The organism is Methylophilus sp. QUAN (genome assembly GCF_015354445.1).
Classification (GTDB): domain Bacteria; phylum Pseudomonadota; class Gammaproteobacteria; order Burkholderiales; family Methylophilaceae; genus Methylophilus.
In genome coordinates, this window is the sequence record NZ_JADKYT010000003.1 from 86,570 (window position 1) to 105,957 (window position 19,388).

The 19,388-nt window shown below is 48.9% G+C and carries 14 protein-coding genes; 1 reads left to right on the forward strand and 13 read right to left on the reverse strand.

Annotated elements, in window-relative coordinates; all coding sequences use genetic code 11:
- Positions 1 to 325: 325 nt before the first annotated feature.
- The 4 genes from INP79_RS12800 to INP79_RS12815 form a co-directional block, all read right to left on the reverse strand.
- On the reverse strand, positions 326 to 1,471 hold the full coding sequence (locus INP79_RS12800; RefSeq protein WP_194754660.1) for a methyl-accepting chemotaxis protein: 1,146 nt from the start codon (positions 1,469 to 1,471) through the stop codon (positions 326 to 328).
- 132 nt (positions 1,472 to 1,603) lie between these two features.
- Positions 1,604 to 3,301, reverse strand: a complete 1,698-nt coding sequence (locus INP79_RS12805) for an APC family permease (protein WP_194754661.1) — start codon at positions 3,299 to 3,301, stop codon at positions 1,604 to 1,606.
- Positions 3,302 to 3,884: 583 nt separating this feature from the next.
- The gene (gene narL / locus INP79_RS12810; protein WP_018987043.1) at positions 3,885 to 4,523 is read right to left on the reverse strand and encodes a two-component system response regulator NarL; all 639 of its coding nucleotides are present in this window, start codon (positions 4,521 to 4,523) and stop codon (positions 3,885 to 3,887) included.
- Positions 4,524 to 4,538: 15 nt separating this feature from the next.
- Entirely contained in the window at positions 4,539 to 6,386 is a 1,848-nt protein-coding gene (locus tag INP79_RS12815) for a histidine kinase (protein WP_228519974.1), read from the reverse strand.
- A 53-nt stretch (positions 6,387 to 6,439) separates the two neighbouring features.
- Here INP79_RS12815 and INP79_RS12820 point away from each other — a divergent pair, with 53 nt between their 5' ends.
- Positions 6,440 to 7,798 (forward strand): PAS domain-containing protein, encoded by a 1,359-nt coding sequence (locus INP79_RS12820; protein ID WP_194754662.1) that lies wholly within the window; start codon positions 6,440 to 6,442, stop codon positions 7,796 to 7,798.
- A 535-nt stretch (positions 7,799 to 8,333) separates the two neighbouring features.
- Here INP79_RS12820 and INP79_RS12825 read toward each other — a convergent pair.
- From INP79_RS12825 to INP79_RS12865, 9 genes are all read right to left on the reverse strand, one after another.
- Positions 8,334 to 8,594: a hypothetical protein gene (locus INP79_RS12825; protein WP_228519976.1), complete on the reverse strand. Its 261-nt coding sequence runs from the start codon at positions 8,592 to 8,594 to the stop codon at positions 8,334 to 8,336.
- Between the two features lie 48 nt (positions 8,595 to 8,642).
- Positions 8,643 to 9,683 (reverse strand): DUF3445 domain-containing protein, encoded by a 1,041-nt coding sequence (locus tag INP79_RS12830; RefSeq protein ID WP_194754664.1) that lies wholly within the window; start codon positions 9,681 to 9,683, stop codon positions 8,643 to 8,645.
- Between the two features lie 44 nt (positions 9,684 to 9,727).
- Positions 9,728 to 10,681, reverse strand: a complete 954-nt coding sequence (locus tag INP79_RS12835; RefSeq protein ID WP_019880638.1) for a PDR/VanB family oxidoreductase — start codon at positions 10,679 to 10,681, stop codon at positions 9,728 to 9,730.
- Complete coding sequence (locus INP79_RS12840) at positions 10,678 to 11,280, reverse strand: dimethylamine monooxygenase subunit DmmA family protein (protein WP_228519978.1); 603 nt, start codon at positions 11,278 to 11,280, stop codon at positions 10,678 to 10,680. The genes INP79_RS12835 and INP79_RS12840 overlap by 4 nt, the downstream gene beginning before the upstream one ends.
- A 419-nt stretch (positions 11,281 to 11,699) precedes the next feature.
- A complete protein-coding gene (locus INP79_RS12845; protein WP_194754666.1) occupies positions 11,700 to 12,665 on the reverse strand; it encodes an electron transfer flavoprotein subunit alpha/FixB family protein in 966 nt (321 codons plus the stop codon).
- A gap of 2 nt (positions 12,666 to 12,667) precedes the next feature.
- Complete coding sequence (locus INP79_RS12850) at positions 12,668 to 13,462, reverse strand: electron transfer flavoprotein subunit beta/FixA family protein (protein ID WP_194754667.1); 795 nt, start codon at positions 13,460 to 13,462, stop codon at positions 12,668 to 12,670.
- Positions 13,463 to 13,478: 16 nt separating this feature from the next.
- A complete protein-coding gene (locus tag INP79_RS12855; RefSeq protein ID WP_228519980.1) occupies positions 13,479 to 14,891 on the reverse strand; it encodes a hypothetical protein in 1,413 nt (470 codons plus the stop codon).
- Positions 14,892 to 14,896: 5 nt separating this feature from the next.
- Complete coding sequence (locus tag INP79_RS12860) at positions 14,897 to 17,041, reverse strand: heterodisulfide reductase-related iron-sulfur binding cluster (RefSeq protein WP_194754668.1); 2,145 nt, start codon at positions 17,039 to 17,041, stop codon at positions 14,897 to 14,899.
- A gap of 127 nt (positions 17,042 to 17,168) precedes the next feature.
- Entirely contained in the window at positions 17,169 to 19,361 is a 2,193-nt protein-coding gene (locus tag INP79_RS12865; RefSeq protein ID WP_019880646.1) for an FAD-dependent oxidoreductase, read from the reverse strand.
- Positions 19,362 to 19,388: the final 27 nt, after the last annotated feature.

The following is a 19,388-nucleotide window of genomic DNA, read 5'->3' on the forward strand; positions in this document are numbered from 1 at the left end:
AATAGTACTGTCTCACGGCCAAGTCATGCCTCCATTTCTGGACGGACATTTTATGGTTCCGTCCCATTGCCATTTTATGGTTCCACTTTCGTCACACGGCCATTTTATTGTTCCGATCTTGAAGGAGTTACAAAATAAAATGTGGAATAAAACTGTTAAAACGGCCAGTTTATGGTTACCTTCGAGGTTGGAGGACTTACCTAAGTACAATAGTGATTACTAGCTTGGCTTTTTTGTGTCCAGAACGGAAAGTTAGGTCAGTCTGTAGGTTTTCCTTTGAATAGCTATCACAGTCATCCAATCATCGCCGTTTATGGCCTTAGACCTAAGCCAATGTAGCCAGCATTGCTTCAAAATCAAGTCTTAGCATTAATGACCATGGTGAGGTTTTAGCACCCGTTTTTATGGGATGAAAAAACAGAATATCGGATCTATTGTGCGCTTCAACAAATGATCTTCCTTCGCTAATGGCTTTTTTAGCCTCCGGCGTAAGATCATGAGCAGGCTTGCCCACACGCTCCACATCAGGATGTGTGATATAAGACCCCGCATTTGAAATCAGGGCATATGAGCCAATCCCGTAAGGTTTAAGCTGACTTAAATCTTCCTGAAATTTATTAAGCGCGAAATCAATCGCCGATACCCCGATAAACTTGCCTGCAGACATAATCACCACGACCATCGTAGCCACTTGTACGGCCTGGCCGTTACTTAACACATACTCAAAAGGCTCTGTCATCAAATTCTTGCCCAGTCGCCTTGGTTGGTCATACCAATGATTCATCCCGGACGCTTCATAGGCTTCTAATTTGTCACCTACCATTGCGCCACTAGCGCGATTCCAATAAGGAATAAAGCGGCCTGTCTCATCATGCCCTTCTTTGTTGATATATTCGTTATCCAACCCATCGAAGGCATTTGGCTCAAAACAACAGGCGTAACCTAGCACATCAACATCGGCTTTTAGATTCGCCATCAAGAGCGCATTCACTACATCACGCTTTGGCCTAATGCGGGACGCTCTCATTCCTTCAATCAGATTTTTAATGCCTGACAGACTGGTTTCCAGCTGCATAAAACGCATTTCAATCTGCATTGCTTGCGCCGCCACAACAAAAGAAGCGCTTTTTAACAGTGAGTCTTTCTCTGCACGCAACACTTCAAGGCTGGCTTTCACCGAGTCATTTTTAATCGAGGAAACAATACGACTGATTTCAGTCGCTGCTTTGGATGATTGCTCAGCCATCACGCGCACTTCGCCTGCAACAACGGCAAATCCAAGACCGGCCTCGCCTGCCCTTGCAGACTCGATGGTTGCATTCATTGAAATGAGTGTTGTTTGTTTAGCAACCTGCTTAATAATGTCAGCGACTTTGCCGATTTCATTTGAACTGACCTCTAGGCCTTTGACGAGATTTTTGACCAGCTCAATCGTCTGGCCTGTGCTCGAATCATTTAATTGGATACTCAATTACTTTACCTCTCATTCAACCCAAAGTGAGTTACCCCCATGAAGGGGAGTAAATAAGAAAGGGGGCTGGTGCCCCCTTTAGCTCTTACAAACAATCCATGGTAATGGACCGCAGAGCTTATTATTTCGCCCTTATGAGGCTAAATGACTCGTAAAGTACACAATCACTCCAGCAACAATCAACGCAACGTAAGGAAGTACACCTGCGGTCGTTTTCTGATCACCGTCCAAAAGCATGTCTTCTTGCATTTCCTTAGGTAACACCCCTTTATCCACGATGTAATGTCTCCAGATAAAGATCGGGAATACCAGTCCTGCCATCACCAAACCGCTCATTAATGTACCGGCACCCCAGATGTTGGCGCCCAGCCCCATGAGGGTGACGTTAACAAAAGCCAGGAAAGTACCTAATACGATCAAAATGGTCGGCGCTTTGTAAGGGCGCTCCCAATTAGGTCTATCCATACGGTGAATCCAGCCCGCGTTCAGGTTCAGGAAGTTGAAAATGACGTAACTGACATTGGCGGCAGCAAGCAAGAACATATAATCAGACATCATCAGCAAGACGAAGTTGAAGATCATGTTGGCCCACATGGCGCTTGTTGGTGCGCCATGCTCGTTCACTTTGGACAGGAACTTTGGTAGCAAGCCATCTGCGGAACCTTGATACAAGGTGCGTGAAGCACCAGACATGGTGGTCATGATTGAAAGCAGCAATGCCAGGATCAGCATCACCACAACCAGATTGGCAATAAACGCGGTATTACCTAGAATACCAGACAGGGCTTTTGCAACGCCCATACCGCTATAAATATCAGGCGCCAGCATGCCGTCATACACAGCGGCACTGGTCACATTACCAGCTGCATCGGTGACTGCTGGTGTAATCAGTTGCCCCAAGCCCAAATGGCCCTGGAATGCCAATGGCACCAATGTGAACACGCCCACACAGAGCAAGCCAGAATAGAAAATGGCCTTGAAAGTATCAGTTTCAGGATTTTTAAATTCGCGGGTGTAACAAACGGCTGTTTCAAAACCGTAGGTTGACCAGGCAGCGATGAACAGGCCACCTGCCATCAACACCCAACCATCAAGATTCCACAGCCCGTCAATGACGTTGCCTACACTATCGTAAGCCAATGGGGATAATGGGAAAAAATGCTCAGAAGGCATATCCCCTGTGATCAGCGGCACAAGCCCGATCATGATCAGCGGGATCAAAGCTGCAACGCCCAAAATCATGGTAGTTCTGGCGGAACGCAGAATGCCGCCATTCTGGATGAAGTAGACCAGTAACAGTAAGGCGGAGCCAATGACAAAAGTGGCATTGATACGTAGCGTCAGTCCCTCTTTCAACATGCCCAAATCCAGGAGTGTCAGCTGCCAGGTATTGATGGCGGCATCGGGGGCAAACATTGCCGTGAGAATATACCCTGCCGCCAACCCTGAACCGATTGAAAGTACCGGCGTCCAGGCGACCCAGTTACACCAGATTGAAAGCGGTGCGACAAACTTGCTGTAACGAATCCAGGCAACAGCGCCATACACGGATGCACCACCCGTTTTGTGTGGAAACAAGCCGGCAATTTCTGCATAGGTAAATGCCTGAATAAAGCCAAAACCAATGGAAATCATCCATACCAGCCAGGCTGGTTTACCCACCGTGGCCGCAATGGCTCCCATTGAAAACAACACTAAAGCGGGCACCCCGCTGGCAACCCAAAATGCACCAGTCCAGCTAATTGTGCGATGTAGCGAGGCATTTCCAGCCACTACATCGTTGCTGACATCTGCGGTGATTGCATCTGTCACTTCTACCGTTTTTTGCACACAAACCTCCCTTGAATTGAATCTGCCTAACCCCACCCAATAATCGCGGTTGCTCCATCAGTTTTTATAGGCGACCCATCATTTAAAAATTAATAAATAGCGCTTCACGATACTGATTCATGGAAATAAACAATTTCCGTTTATCGCATCGCCGTCAATCATAGCGACGTGAAAAGTGACTTTCTATTACCACTTAGGCTTACCTCATAAGTGGTAGCTGGTAGCTAATTAACAGTAGGTAAACTGCGAATCAAAACGGCGGAATAGATCAATTGACTGATTGGAAGGACTGGGGCTTAAATCAATTAAAGCGGTTTTTTCAGGTTGAGTGTCATCGCAAAACACCTATCTGGCACAGGCTTGAAATTGAGATTGTGCTTTCGCGATGAATGGTGACTCGGGTGATGTTCTACTGGTGGCTTGCAAAGAAAAGCTAGGGACGTAAGGGTTCAGAAGCGATATTAACGATAGATGACAATCAGGCGTTAGCTCGTATAAAAATCAAAGGCATCAGCTGCCGAGGTGGCCGTTGAATGCACCTATTGATCAAATCATGACAAAACGCCTAATGTCTTCAAACGCCCTAAACCACCTTTTTAGTGTGTGCCCATACGGCAGCTTCTAAGCGGCTGGTTAATTTAAGCTTACTGAGCAGATGCTTGATATGCACTTTGACAGTGGTGTCGCTGATACCCAAGTGCCTTGCGATGGTTTTGTTATTGAGGCCTTTTGCCAGGCACTCCAGAATCTCCCGCTCACGCTCGGTGAGGGAAACATCATCGTCTTGCTTGTTCAAGGTCGGATTCACCAGCGCATTCTTCAGAATATCTGTCAGGCTTTCATGCAACACCGTGATGCCGGACATGGCTTTTTTCAAGCTTGCACACAAGTCCTCAGGCTCCATATCTTTCAATAAGTAGCCATCGGCGCCAGCACGTAAAGCTTCCAGCAGATCATCCTCAGCATCAGAAACCGTCAACACAATACATTTCGTATCAAGTTTGGCTTCTTTGATCCGCGTCAGTGTTTCTATGCCATTCATGACCTTCATATTCAGGTCAATTAAAGCCAGCCCAGGTTTTAGCTGCTCGACCAGAGACAGCCCCTGTAACCCGGAGGCAGCCTCCCCAATCACATCGAACTCGGGATCCGAGGAAATCATCTGCATGACGCCTTTACGGAATAATGCGTGATCATCAATAATTACGACTGTCGTTGCCATTTTCTAACCCCATCTTTATTGTTTTATACCCTCATTTTTTGGTCGGAACACTAATCTCACCCGTGTTCCGCCTAATCGGCGAGGGATCACCTCAATTTCACCACCCAGACAATGGGCGCGTTCGGTCATAATCGCCAGCCCATAATGGTGTGGCTTAGACTCATCAAACGCGGGACCAATCCCGTCATCATCCACCATGACAATCACTTCGCCCGTGGACTGCAGTACTAACGACACTTTGACTTTCTCAGCGCCTGAGTGCCGCACAATGTTCGACAATGCCTCCCGGATAACGTGCAGCAAATGAAACTCTTCATTCACAGTCAGCCGGCAATCTTGCAATCGGTTATCCAGCGCAATCGAGAGATTAGAACGGCTGGAAAACTCGCTAATGGTTTCCTCCAATACGTGATCCAGACCTCGCACATCCATTTGCACCCGGAATGTCGTTAATAACTCCCGCAATTCTTTGTAGGCATTATCCAACCCTTCACGGATATCATTTGCAATTTCCGCGGCGTCTGAACTCACCCCCTCCTGATTGAAGATGCTCTGCAACCGTGCAAGCTGAAACTTCATATAAGACAACGACTGGGCGAGGGAATCATGTAACTCCCGCGCAATCACTGCGCGCTCCTCAAGCAAAGCCACACGCCTTCCCTCCTGCTCACGGGCCTGAAACCCCATGGCCATCGCCACCATCTGCGAAGTGACTTCAATCAGCTGGATTTCCATGTCCTCAAAATAGTGGTTGGCATCGGTCTCGATGAGCAGAATACCTAGCCAGCCATTGGAGCTTGGCAATGGCACTGTCGTGTATTGAATGCACTCCCCCTGGATAAGCTTGGTCTCATGCGTCACTTCAAACATTTGCAGATCTTGATCAAACATACTTTTATCGAAAGATAGCGGCGTATACCCCGAAAAAAGGGCCCGATGTGAAGAAAAGCGTGAGCCGATATCACTGAACATTAAGGCGACGTTCTTCGCATCCAATGTTTTTTCCATCGAATAAAGCACCTTTTTCAGGGTGATTTCATTCAAGTCAGAATTTGCGATCAACCTCGCCAACTTAAGCAGGAAGTCTTGAGATAACAGTGTTTTTCGCGCTTTCTCAGTACTGATCTTATTGGTCCAGTTGCTCTCCGCCTGATAGCCCTCAATGCGGGCCGACATTTCTGCGGTGAGTTTCTCCAACTTTTCTAACTCATCGCCATAATGAAAATCTTTGCCCTCATTGATTAGATCACTCGGGATCAGCTCATAGATGCGTCCCAAACGGGTAATCAGGATACGCCAGGCAGTGAGCATGATGCATGCACCAATACAAATAGCCAGAAAGACGCAAGCCAATTGCATGATTTGAACGACTGCCTGCTTGGCTTCTACATCGTCTTTTGACGCCTCAATAAACTCATCATAAGCCTCAACAATCAGTTTGCCTTTCAGCAGCGTCTGCTCTTTAGAAGCGCCATACAAGCAACACTTAACAAACGCTTGGTGCAAGTGGCTGAGCTTTTCATAGGCAGCGGCCAAGCGGGTATCACTCTGCTTCCTACTCCAGGCATACGTTGCATCATCAAAATTACTGATACTCAGGGAAATTTTGTAGGGTTCTGCGCCAACTTGAGTGGCAGAAGTCTCCAACTTATAGAGCTCTTGCTTCCATAACATTTGCTCGTTATAGGCTTGGGTGATCGTTGCCAAATGATTGGGGACATAATCAAATAAAAATAACGAGGTCGCCTGCATCAGCACGACGACAATCATCAATGAAGCAACGAGCACATGCATGCTGGCATATAGCTTGTGGCTATTGACATACCTCTTTAATTTTCTAAAAAACACTAAAATATTTCGCATATCACAAGCAGATTTTCTTATACTGATATTTTGATGTAACTAGGCAGCAGCATATGAGCATCTTTATATTTTCAACGATGATTATCAGTATTATTTACCTAATCGTCCTGGGTGCATGGCACAGCATTGAAGGTCCTTTTTTAGCACACTTGGCTATTCTGGTGACAATTGCCATCGCGATCTTTTCAGCAGCGCTGGTTTTTATTGTTCAACCCCTGTTTACCAAAGCCAGCACCAATAAAAAAAGTGAGTCTACACAACAACTTTCCTGGTTAAGAGAAACCTCCAACGCCTTGTCTTCCCCCGCTGTGCTGCTGGATGGCCTGATTGTGAAATTTGCCAATACGCCCTTCCTGCGCACACTCGGTTTGGTCGGCCTCGAAGACCAGATCAAGGGCATGCCGTTCACCAACATCATTCATCCCGCTGACCACCAGATCTTTGCTGAACTCAATGCGGAGGCAGCCACCGGAAAGACCAAAAATGAATCCACCAATATTCGCCTGATTTCACTCGATGGCTCAGCTATTCCTTCCAATGTCAGCCTCACCAAGATGCGTGAAGACAGGGATGCAAACCTCACTTTATTCCAATTTACACCGCTTTCTGCAGAACATACACTCAGCAGCCACTTTGACCCTCAATTTAACTATCATTTCATCATCGACAAACTCGAGCAGATTGTTTTCCAGCTCAACTTTGAAGGCAAAATTGTCTTTTTAAACCCCGCCTGGGAAAGCTTTCTTGAGTACACGATCAAGGACAGCCTCAATAAAACCATTTCTGACTTTGCGCACCCTGAAGACAAGCTCATGGTGGAGTCCAGACTTGAATCCGTTGCCTACGGCAGAAAGCCAAGTTTCACCATCGACTTGCGTTTAATCTCCCTTCAGGGAGAGTCCAACTGGTTCCGTTTGAGAGCCAGATCCTCTTCAAATATCTCTGGCGAAAGAACCAGCGTTGTCGGCACCATTACCAATATTCAAGACATCAAGGATGCTGAAGCACAACACTCGGCAAACCGTCGTGCCGCCAATGCCCTGCTCAGCCATATCCCGGGGATGATTTATCGTTGCAGACATGACAGATCATGGACCTTCGAATATGTCAGCGAGGGCTGTATTGACATCACAGGCTACGATTCACTGGATTTACTGCACGACCCTAGTCTTACCTATAACCTGATTATCCACCCGACGGATAGAGCGGCGGTTTGGAAGTTGATTAATCAGCAAATCGCCGAAGATGAAACCTTCAATATTGTCTACAGGATTATTACCCGCAAGGGCGAAACAAAACTGGTGCAAGAAGTTGGGCGTGGCGTATTTTCAAGCACCGGCGAGCTGTTGGCACTGGAAGGATTCATCACCGCGGTGCCTGACAAACAACACCACGTTTCCACACTATCCTGACCATACAACGTCCTTGTACAAAGACCAGGCCTGATCGACACGAAGACCTGCCTACTGGATCTGCGGCCAGCTAAAGCCGCACGATCTCCCTTGCAAACCCACCACACGTGGCAGCTAACCTAATTTAAGCTAATCACTAGCACACTAGCCCTTAGCTTAAGTCATGCTCGCGTTCGTGTAACCATCAAAGCTAAACGTGCCGGAGGGATTCGGGAGGCAATGAATATTGCCTCCCTGGCAAGCCCATTCTCGTTTGTACTGTCACTTGAGAGAGGTAAAGTACAGTGAACTTGTGCTTTTATTTTCAGGCTTAAGCAGGCGGGGGACAATTCCCACTTAGGATTACTCCCTTAGGAGTATTTACATGCAGAACGTAAGATGGGCCTGACTATTTTTAAAAGCAAGACCGCTTAGAAAGACGATGAATCTACAGAACATCCGTCAGCGACATGTGACGGATGCCTGAGATGCTGGAGTTACCTGGCGGATGACAACGGCACGGGAGCAGCCTATTGATGTCTTGCCAAGCGCAACGCTAGAAGCTGCGTTTGGCGAGTGCGTGCAATTTGAGGGCTTTTTGCGACTGGAGATCGTTCCCCCTGAAGGTCGCATCTTGCCATGCCGTGTCTGCTGCAGCACTCGTACGTTTGGGCTGTTGATAAGGCCGCTTACTCAAGTTCTGCATCTGCGTGGAATACATCGCAGATTTCACATAGACAGCATCAGCAGCATTTGTAGATTGCATCCCACCCAAAACCATGATTGATGTTGCGATAAAAACATGTACTTTCATCATTTTTTTCCTATGTCGTTGATATGGCGTGACGAACACCCGTCTTGTCATTTATTCCGGATGTGACCCGTACGCCAATACTTCGCCATCATCAAACTGTGCAAGCCAGTCAATCACATAGCGGTGATAACTCGTCATCCCCTTGTATTCAATCAAGTCTGGATGCAGGTCTTTTTGCACGCGGTGCAGACGCTTAGCCCATCGTGGATAGGTAGTGATATCTTTCAGGCTCATGAGGTAACACCTCACGCCAAATACAATCGCATTGCTACGCGGCAACCTGAACAGGCTTTGCAACTCAACGCGCAGGTTCACCAGGTCACCGACCGTCTCGTTATTGACCTTATTGCGGTCTATCGCCCATAGCGGGTAATTCTCTGGAGAAGTATCCAGCCGTGGATTCACGGTCATGGTCCAGTTCAGTCTACGCACGGGATTCCCCACTTGCAGATTCAGCAGGTATTTCAGGGCTCTATCCAACACGCCCAGCTCAGTCACCTTGGGCACTGGGCCATGCCATTCCTGCCATGACATGCCGGTATTAAATGCCAATGACCAGTCCGCCTGACTGGTTACAATGCCAGCATCCGAATACAGGGTGCCATCCCGCTGATCCAGCAAGACAAAATCACCTTGCATTTGACGCCCCATATATTCGAATGGCTCTGAGGGCAGCGTGCTGGCATCACCAAAAGTGAAGGTATCCATGATGTCTAAAGGGCGATTTTCCCAGGTCCAGACGTTGCCATTTTTGGTGAGCGTGAAATACTCAGGATAATCATTGGCCATGGAGGTCATCGCGAGTTCGAGAAAGTCCCACTGCGCATCCATCATGTGCGGCAAGGCACTGTAACGGCCAGGGTCTTGTTCCAGTGTGATGATCTTGTCCAGGCACTCGGACACATAATGCTCATCCACATCAAATGTGAACTCATACACGGATCCCTGCGCACCTTTGGTATGTGGCTCGATATTGACCGAATACATATAATGATCTTCGGCAAAAGGGAAAGGGAAACGCTTGATGGCTCCAGGGGAGTTTTTGTAACTATAGTCATCCCGGAATGACTCATCATTGAAATTTAATTGCATGTTTATCGCCTTAATTCGAATAAGAAATGAATGGTGTGCAGGGCTTATAAATCCAATACCAAGCGTTTACCTTTGGTACGCGAAACGCATGGCATGATGCTTCTACAGGACACTTTTTCCGAGTCAGACAAATAGTGATCATGATGCTCGATACCACCATCCGTTTCGAGGACAGTGAGTTCACAGCGGCCACAAACGCCCCCGCGGCAGAGCGAATCCGCTTTGACACCCGCCGCTTCAATCGCCTCCAGCATACTCATTTCCGCGGGCACCTGAATTTCGATATCAGACTTGGCCAGTTGCACCTTGAACGGTTCGCCTACAGGCGGCGAGGAGAATTCTTCGTTATGAATATTGTTCTCAGGCCAACCCAGGTTTCTGGCAGTCTCCAACACAGCAACCACCATGGGAGACGGACCACACACATAGACATGAGAGCCCAGTGGCTGCTGGCTTAACAGCGCATTCAGGTCAATACGCTCGCCTTGACTGTCGGCATAGCAATGCAAGTGGCCCTCACACATTTCTTCCAGTTCATTGACAAAAGCGGCCTGCTCATAAGCGCGAAATGCGTAATGCAGTTCATAGTCTGCACCTACCCTTTTGAGGTCTTCTATTTGAGACATGAAGGGGGTAATGCCGATGCCACCTGCGATCAGGATATGCTTATGCGCCAACTTGGACAGTGAAAAAAGGTTCACCGGGTGTGTGATCTTCAGGCGCATGCCGACATGCACATGCTCGTGCATAAACAAGGAGCCGCCACGTGAGCTTTCCTGGCGCCGCACAGAAATATGATAAGCCTGGGTATCTGTAGGTGACCCCATCAGGGAATAGGGATTCCTGTATGTTCTCCCCTCTGCATCCATCGTCACCACGATATGGCTGCCACCTGAGAATGAGGGCAGCTCAGAACCATCTTCATGCACCAGGGTAAAGTGCTTAATTAACGGTGTCACGGCCTCAATGGCAGCGACTTTTACATTGATTGTACTCATGGATAAATCTCCTCAATCGCAGGTAACTCCCCTGGAGACTCTGCATCAACCATCAAGCCCATATATGCGCCCAGATTTCTTGAAAAATGGTCACGCACAAACAGCATGCGCTCACAGCCACAGCAGGCAGTAATATTGGTTGTGACATACTTGGAAATGGTTTTGCAGTGCACACAGTACACACTGCGGGCCAGGGTATCGGCCTGCTCTTTCATGATTTCCATTTCCTGAATACCAAACGGTTTAGCCGCCGCGACCACATCCCAGATAAACCCTTCTGAACCGGCCACATAGATTCGCAAGCCCATTTGCGCATCGCGCAGTTCAAGCTGAAACTGCGTCAACAAGGCGTCGTCAAATTTATGTATATGCAGACCTTCGGGCACAACCATCTTTAAGGTGTCTGAATAATCGGCTTCCATCTGCCCATATTTTCCATACAGTACTTTGACCGGTTGTGTCGGGTGCATTTGCTGAAACAACTTGAGAACTGCCATACCGCCTATGCCAGTGGCAAGCACCAGATGTGAAGTCGCCTTCTCATGCCACTTCAAAGATGTATAGACAGGTTTACTTTTAATCCAATACCCACGTTCCATATTTATCTCTTCAATTAACCATACGCTGAGCACCGCGCCAGAGCCAACCATCGTGAATGTGGCATCTGAGATATCCGCAGCACCTTTGCAGCAAGACTAAAGCAAGCAGGTGTTGGCGAAAATTATCTTGAAGTTGTACTCCCAAAGGGGTAGCCATTTTTGAAGGATTGATGGCAAAAAAGAAGGGCACTTAGTATGTGCCCCTGTGAAGGATGGTTGAACGATCCCTGCCGTATGAAATGCAGTCTAAATGCAAACCAATGCTGACGAAAAAGCATTGTGACACGTCAAGAGTAAGCTCATTGTGCCCACTTGCAAATGATCATGAGGTTGTACTTCCAAAGAAGTATTTCCTCATGATGCAGATAAAAAAAGGGCACTAAAAAGTGCCCCAAAGTCAGACCACTCAAAAAAAATTACTATGCTGCAAGCTGGGCTTTCAGTTCTTCCTCTATGTCAAAAATATCAGCCACAATGCCATATTTGGCGATGGTAAAGATTGAAGCACCCGGGTCGGTATTCACCGCAATAATCGTAGGGACATGCTTCATGCCAGCCATATGCTGGATGGAACCTGAAATGCCCATAGCGACGTAAAGCTTGCATGACCCAACCACCTTGCCTGATTGACCCACCTGCCTGGATTTAGGTAACCAGCCAGCATCCGCAATCGGGCGTGAGCAGCAAAGGGTTGCGCCTGCTTCGTCTGCCAACTCGCGGAATTGCTCCACGTTCGTTTCTTCGCCAATCCCGCGGCCAATCGACATGATGAAATCAACGGTGGTGATATCAATATCATTACCGCCGCCGACTTCTACGTAGTCTTTGTTTTGACTACGTGACTGCACAGACGGTGCATCCATATGAGACACGGCTGGACTACCTGCCCCATCCAATGGCTTGAATACGCTAGGGCGGATCGTCAGTACCACGGTTGACTTACCTGGGAAATCAACTTCAACGTTAACCTTCTGGTTGTAGCCACCACGGGTGGCAACAAGTTCATCCCCTTGATACTCCACAATATACACATCCGTGGCAAATCCATAACCGGCCTTACTTGCCAAAGAGGAGGCATAGCCCAGTGAATCCACGGAGTGCGGCAGCAATACGACAGCCGGATTGTGAGCCGCAATCAATGCCGAGACGGAAGCTTCAAACACATCTGGATCGAAATCAGCCGATGGCCCTTTGACAACCACAAGCTCATCTACCCCATTGACCGATAATGCAGGTACAAAAGCGTCTGCCTGGCTACCAATCACGGCCACCAAGACTTTGTCATCGGCACTTTTCTTCAGGCCATTTGCGGCGCCGATCAACTCCAATGAGACGGGACGTAAATCGTTACGGCGATGTTCTGCAATCACCAATATTTTACTCATGACTATGCTCCTTTGAATTCATTAATGATTTGAATGATTTTTGCCGCCTGCTCAGAAATAGTGCCTTCAATCATGGTGGCACGGCCTTTTTCCGGGATGTACATGCGACGTACGCGTGACATGGATTGGGCAGCACCGACATCATTTGCAGAGAGTCCAATGTCAGCCAGGGAGACTTCCTCAATCGGCTTGGTCGCGGCTTGCTTGATCCCGCGCAGCGACGCATAGCGCGGCTTGTTAATGCCAAGCTGGATGGTCAGCACGGCCGGGCAATTGATTTCAACTTCTTGCAGCATGCCGCCTTCAAGTTCACGACGGATGACGGCTTTGTTGTCACCTGGCTTGTATTGCAAGTCGGCGACCACTGCCGCATGTGGCCAATTCAGATAAGAAGCGACTGAAATACCGGTAGAGGCATACGCCTGGTCAGAAGACTGCACACCGGCAAACACCATATCCGGCGCTTCTTTCTTGATCACTTCAGTCAAAATGCGGCCAACCACGATGGCGTCAGAACCCTCTGCAGCGCCATCCCAGACTCTGACCGCGCGGTCCGCTCCCTTGGCCAGGCACTTGCGCAGGCTTTCATCTACACGATCCGGACCCACAGACACTACGACCACCTCAACCTCGGTATCGCTAGACTCTTTGATCTTCATCGCCTCCTCTAGTGAGAAGTCATCCCACTCATTCAGGTCATACATCATGAAATCTTCATCGACGTCCAAACCGTCGTCTCGAATTTCAAAGTCTTCTTCCAGTGCTGCGGTCTGTTTTACTGCCACTAATATCTTCATACCTTCGTCTCCTTCATTACTTCGTTACTAGAAATGTATCGGGCATTTTCAGGCAGATATTTGCTGCCCACCGATATACCGAAAACCTGACCTGGAAGTCTGGATCATCCCGCAGACTCCACTTGTCCTGTGCTTGCAAATGAGGGTTGTGTACGAGCAACACGCGGTGCAAGTAGTAAGGGTCCTCAAGTAAGGGCAGCAAGGTATTGCGTGCCGCTGACTTGTTTAAAATCACCCCCCTCCTTACATCTGCTTCATTTGAACTGACCAACTCCTTCAAAATACTTTGTGGCGTATTAGGGTTGTTTGCCACGCCACTTAATACATCCACATCCTTGTCATCCGCCAGCTTCATCAGGATTCTTTGTGATGCATTCGCCTGATAAGCCACCCCAGAACGTACCCAGGCATTTTTGTCCTCCGCGAGCATATTGAGCAAATGCACCGTACTCATTGAGTTACGTGCTACGGCCCGCCTGACATCTGCGACTGCATCCACAGCAAGCCGGTACAACACATCCAGTGATGTGGTCGGGCTGCGCGCAATTCTCTGCCTGACCCAGATGTCATCATCTCTGGACAAGGCCTCAATGTGCTCTTCCGACAAATCAACACGCGAAGCCACTTCACGCCTGACCAGCTCACTTTTATCCTTAATCAAGTGACGAAAGAGGGCGACTGGCGTTAAGGCGTTAGCCGCAACGCCCGCCCTCACGCCTGCATCCTCACAGGCTGCATAACGTTGCAGGCTCTCCTTGCTCACCCGACGGTTCCTGGCCAGCACGCGCATCATCAATACCTCTTCACTTGCCGCAGCTTTCGCAATCAACCAAGCCAGACAATTGGCATGTCCAAGGATGGCCGCCTGCGTATAGACATCCGATGCATCAAATATCCTTGTCAGCAACTCGGCAGAGGCCGATGCGTTCTGGGCAATATTCTTGTGGATGGCCACTGCGATATCACTCCCAGAGGCACGCTCCGACAACTCCGCCAGCACCTTGGCATTCGCTGCGGGGTTTTTACTCAACGCTAACAAGCATTCACTATCGTTGGCGTGGAGTGCGATCCTTCTTAAAACCTCCGTCCCACTGTTTAAATGTTGCGCGATGAGCTTGGTGAGTCCGGCCTTGTCCTTGCTGCGCGCCTCTTCGTACAGGCCGGATAGCACGCTGGATGACGTTCCAGGGTTTTTATCCAGCCGGAGTTCAATCGCCTCATCGTGAACGCCTGCTAATGCGGTGAGTACCGATGCCGGTGTATGCTCCCAGCGGGCAATGGCTAACGCCGTTCGCCTTGTGCCGCAAATCAGCGCTTCTAATTCGAGCTTTGTGATCCCTGTTGCCAGCTCATGCACAGCAGCGGCAACATAGGGGTCTCTCGATTTAATCGCTAACTGCACCAGCGCATCAGCACTCCCAAACATCATGCATCTCACTCTGAGGTTGAAATAACCTCGGCCACACCGGTGATGTCGACAACGTCGTACTCAATACACTCATCAATCAGCTCAATCAGCTCTCGCACCACGAACTGACCTTCAAAGCCTGATGTTTTAAGGGCATCCTCGAACATCGTCAGATCTTTAGGGCATGACACGATGAACACGTCCAGGCCCTCAATTTGTCCAGCTTCACGCATACGGTTTGCTGAGGGTTTCTCAATACCTACCGGATCCGGAATCCAGATACGGCCGCCGCCAGCACCACAACAGAATGAGTTATCGCGGTTACGGCCCATCTCCACCAGTTCGCAGCCCAACAGCTTGATCACATCGCGAGGCGCGTCATAGCCTTTGTTATAGCGGCCTAAGTGGCATGGATCGTGGAAAGTCACACGGTAATCGAGCTTTTTCTTCAGTGTGATCTGACCAGATTCAATCAACTGTTTCACCAAGGTGGTGTAGTGATTGATTTCAAACTCACCGCCAAAGTCCGGATACTCGTTACGGATGGTGTTGAACGAGTGCGGGTCAGTGGTGACAATCGACTTGAAATCACATGACTGCAGCGTGCCGATGTTCGAAGTCGCCAGGTGTTCGTACAAACCTTCTTCACCCACACGGCGGATGTCGTTGCCTGCATTCATTTCGGCTTCAAACAACAAACCAAAGTTGATACCGGCTTTATTCAACAGTTTTGCAAATGATCTTGTGACTTTCTGGTTACGTGGATCAAATGACGCATAGTCACCCACAAACCAGAGAATATCGACAGGCTCAGCCCTGGCATCCTTGATTTCAAATGGCAGGTCTTTGGCCCAGGCTGCGCGCTTGCGCTTTGACTCACCAAAAGAGTTGCCTGTTTTATGAATGGTTTGCAATGTTTTCTCGAGGATAGGCTCCATCTCGCCTGCTTCCACCAAGTTGCGACGCATTTGCACGATGATAGGCACATGCTCAACGGCAACAGGGCAAATCTCGACACACGCCAGACAAGTACGGCAAGACCACAGGGTTTCCTGCATGACCTGGCCTGGAGATTTACCATGAATATCCAGCTCAGCCTCTGCCGGCAGTTCTTTGGCATTCAGCGTCTTGTTCGCGAACTCACGCAGAGACAGAATCACGTCACGTGGTGACAGTGGTGCCCCTACGGCATTGGCAGGACACGCCTCCTGACAGCGACCGCACTTGGTACAAGCATCCAGATGCAACAGGTTTTTCCAGGTTAAATCAGTAATGGTTTTATAACCGGCATTCGCCTGCTCAACCGGAATGATGGGCAATCGTCTGCCCACCAGCGGGCTCTTGAACATCAGAGAGGCAGCGGCGGTGAAGATGTGCTTGATTTTGGTGTAGGGAATACACGCAATAAACGTCAGTGACAGCAAGCCATGGAACCACCACAGGTATGGGCGGAATGCGCCCGCACCTTCTGCAGTCATGCCCAGCCCTGCCATCAGATGCGCAAGGATGGCACCTACCGGTGACCAGAAACGATGATCCCAGACCGAAGGGGTTTCACTGAGCCAGACCAGACGTGTCGCTTCCAGAATAAAGCCAGTGACACCAATCAGGATGAATGACCACAGGAAAGCCCAGTCTTCGCGACGGTAGCCGCTACGATCATAGTCCGGATCGCCGACTTGCCTGTCCACACGCTTGTAATCAAGCTTGGGCAAATGCATCCACTTACGGCGATACATCATGTAAAGCAGACCCGCGATCACGCCGAAACCGGCGACATCCAGCACTAAAGAAAACAGTAGGTAAAAGTTACCGTACCAGAATCTCACACCGAATAACGGCTCAAGAATATCGTACTCCAACGTAATGGTGGCAGTACCGATGAAGAGTAAAACAAAACCAAAGAAAATCAGGCCATGCGCACGGCCCGCTTTTTTGTCACGACGTACCAAAGTACGATGTGAAGCCATGGTCTTAACCATGTCCCAAAAGCGTTTGAAGATTTGGTTCCAAGATTCATCTGGCTTACCGCGGCGATATTTACGCACCTGTACATAACAGCCGTGAATAAAGATCGCAATCGCAAGATAACCAAATGCATAGAATAGATAGATTGCCTTCGGGTCAAAGTCCTGGAAGAGTATTCGAGTGATTTGTGTAGGATCTGTCATTGTTATCACCTGTTTCTGAATGAATGAGTTCCATTAGCCCATGGGCAACGTGTAACTTGTATGTCGGGATTAATGCGTTGAAGCAAGGTCGGCGAGCTTGTGCTGCCGACCTTACACTCATCAGGCGTTAAACTTTGTACTCAATTTTGAAATTACCACCTGGCATATGCGGCGTGCCCCATGCGATGGTTTCACGCTTGTATGGGATGGCAATTTGTGGGTTTGCTTCTTCAATTTCACGGGCCACGCGGTGACCCGTAAATGTTGCATCAGCAATCAAACGAGGCGCTTCAGCATCACCAATCAGGTAGATACCTTTAATATCGTTCTCAGCCCACTCAGATTCACGGGCTTTTAGCTCATTCCAAAGCGTGCACTCTGAATGACGGCCTGTCACCAGCACCAGGGAATCAAACTCAATCCAACGATGCGAGGTATTGGCATCACGAGGAGAAACGCCTGGGCCACGGTAAGTACGCTTGGAACCATCACCCCAGATGTTGTAAATTTCCATACGACCCGGTTCGATGCGTGAGCAGAAGTGATCGCCCAGCTCCTCAACATGCAGCTCGTGCAAACGACGCATCATGTTTGGATATTCCAGCGTGAAGTGCATGTAGTTAGCCAGGTGCACGCCAGACACAATGGTTACTTCGTGACCGGCTGTCGCCAGCTTCTCAGCCAGGCTAGGCGCCATGAAATAAGTATCCGCATTCAGGATCACCACACGCTTACCAATTTTCTTCTTGCCTTCCATGACTTGCTCTGGTGTCAGTTGATCTGGCAAGGAAGCATCTGCCCCGGGAATTGGGTCATGCGTCAGGCAGTTGGTACCATCGGTATTCCAGCGCGCACCGGTAGCGATGATGACTTTGTCAGCACCATATTGCAGCACGTCGTCAGCCGTCATTGGTTTTTGACCCAATGCCAATTGGCTTTCTTTGTTCTTCTTCAGCAACTTGGTGATTTGTGTTTCACGATAGTCACGGTGATAGCTCCACTCACCCAAACCTGGCAGCGCTGCTACCTGGTTCAAGTGACCACCGATTTTCTCTGCGGTATCGGTCAAGTGCACGGTATAGCCACTTTCCATCAACACGCGGGCGGCTTCAGAACCGGATGGACCAGCACCCACGATCAATACAGAATCCTTGTTCTTGGTTTGACGGAATTTCTCTGGATGCCAACCACGACGGTACTCTTCACCTGCTGTCGCATTCTGCGTACAAATCATTGGAGGACCACCGATTTCCCAGCGGGAAATACACACGTTACAACCGATACACACACGGATATCGTCATAACGACCCTGCTCAACCTTTTGTGGCAAGAACGGATCAGCAATCGAAGGGCGTGCGCAACCAATAATGTCGGCATAACCTTTGGTGACGATTTCGATCATTTTCTCAGGATCGGTATAGCGACCAACACCCAATACAGGCTTTTTGGAAACCTGCTTGACCAGCTTGACCCAAGGGATGGTATGACCTTGTTGGTAGAAACGTGAAGGTCCTGCATCTTCACCCCACTCAGCGATATCGCCAATCGTGATGTCCCACATATCGACCAGTGAGTCAGCCATTTCAACAAATTTCTGGCCATCCACTTCAGCTTCGATTTGACCTGGGCCATACACAGTATCCACGCCAAAGCGTGTCGCAATGGCACAATCCGAACCCACGGCATGCTTCACTTTTTCCAGGGTTTCCAGCCAGAAACGCGCACGGTTCTCCAATGAGCCGCCGTATTTATCAGTACGTTTGTTGTAGTAAGGATTCAAGAATTGCAGTGGCAGATAAGAGTGCGCACCGTATACGTAGACAATGTCAAAACCAGCATCGCGTGAGCGCTTAGCTGCATCAACGTAGAACTGCTGTACCTGAGCGATATCGCTCAAATCCATCTCTTTACAGTAGGACAGCGTTTCGAACTCTGAAGCATATTGGCTAGGGCCACGTGGGGTCGCGCGTGACTCCATGTTAGGTGCGTGTGCACCGCCGTACCATAACTCGACCCCGGCCAATGCCCCGTACTTGTGCACTTCGTCGGTCATGGCTTTCAGGTTACGTACATCACCTTCGTCCCAGATACGTGCAGACAAACGGTGCGTATCATCTGACTCAGGGTTGATGGAGCAATATTCAGTGTTTAGAGCAGCCCAACCACCTTCAGCTTTAACCGAACGGTGTGCAGATTGAAAGCCAGGCTTATCGGATCCAGCACCGATACAATGCGGTACTTGGTAAAAGCGATTGCGTAATGTTTTGGGTCCAATTTGTATTGGCTCAAACAAAATGTCATGTTTAGGATCGCGTGCCATTTTATAAGTGTCTCCTTGAAATTTATG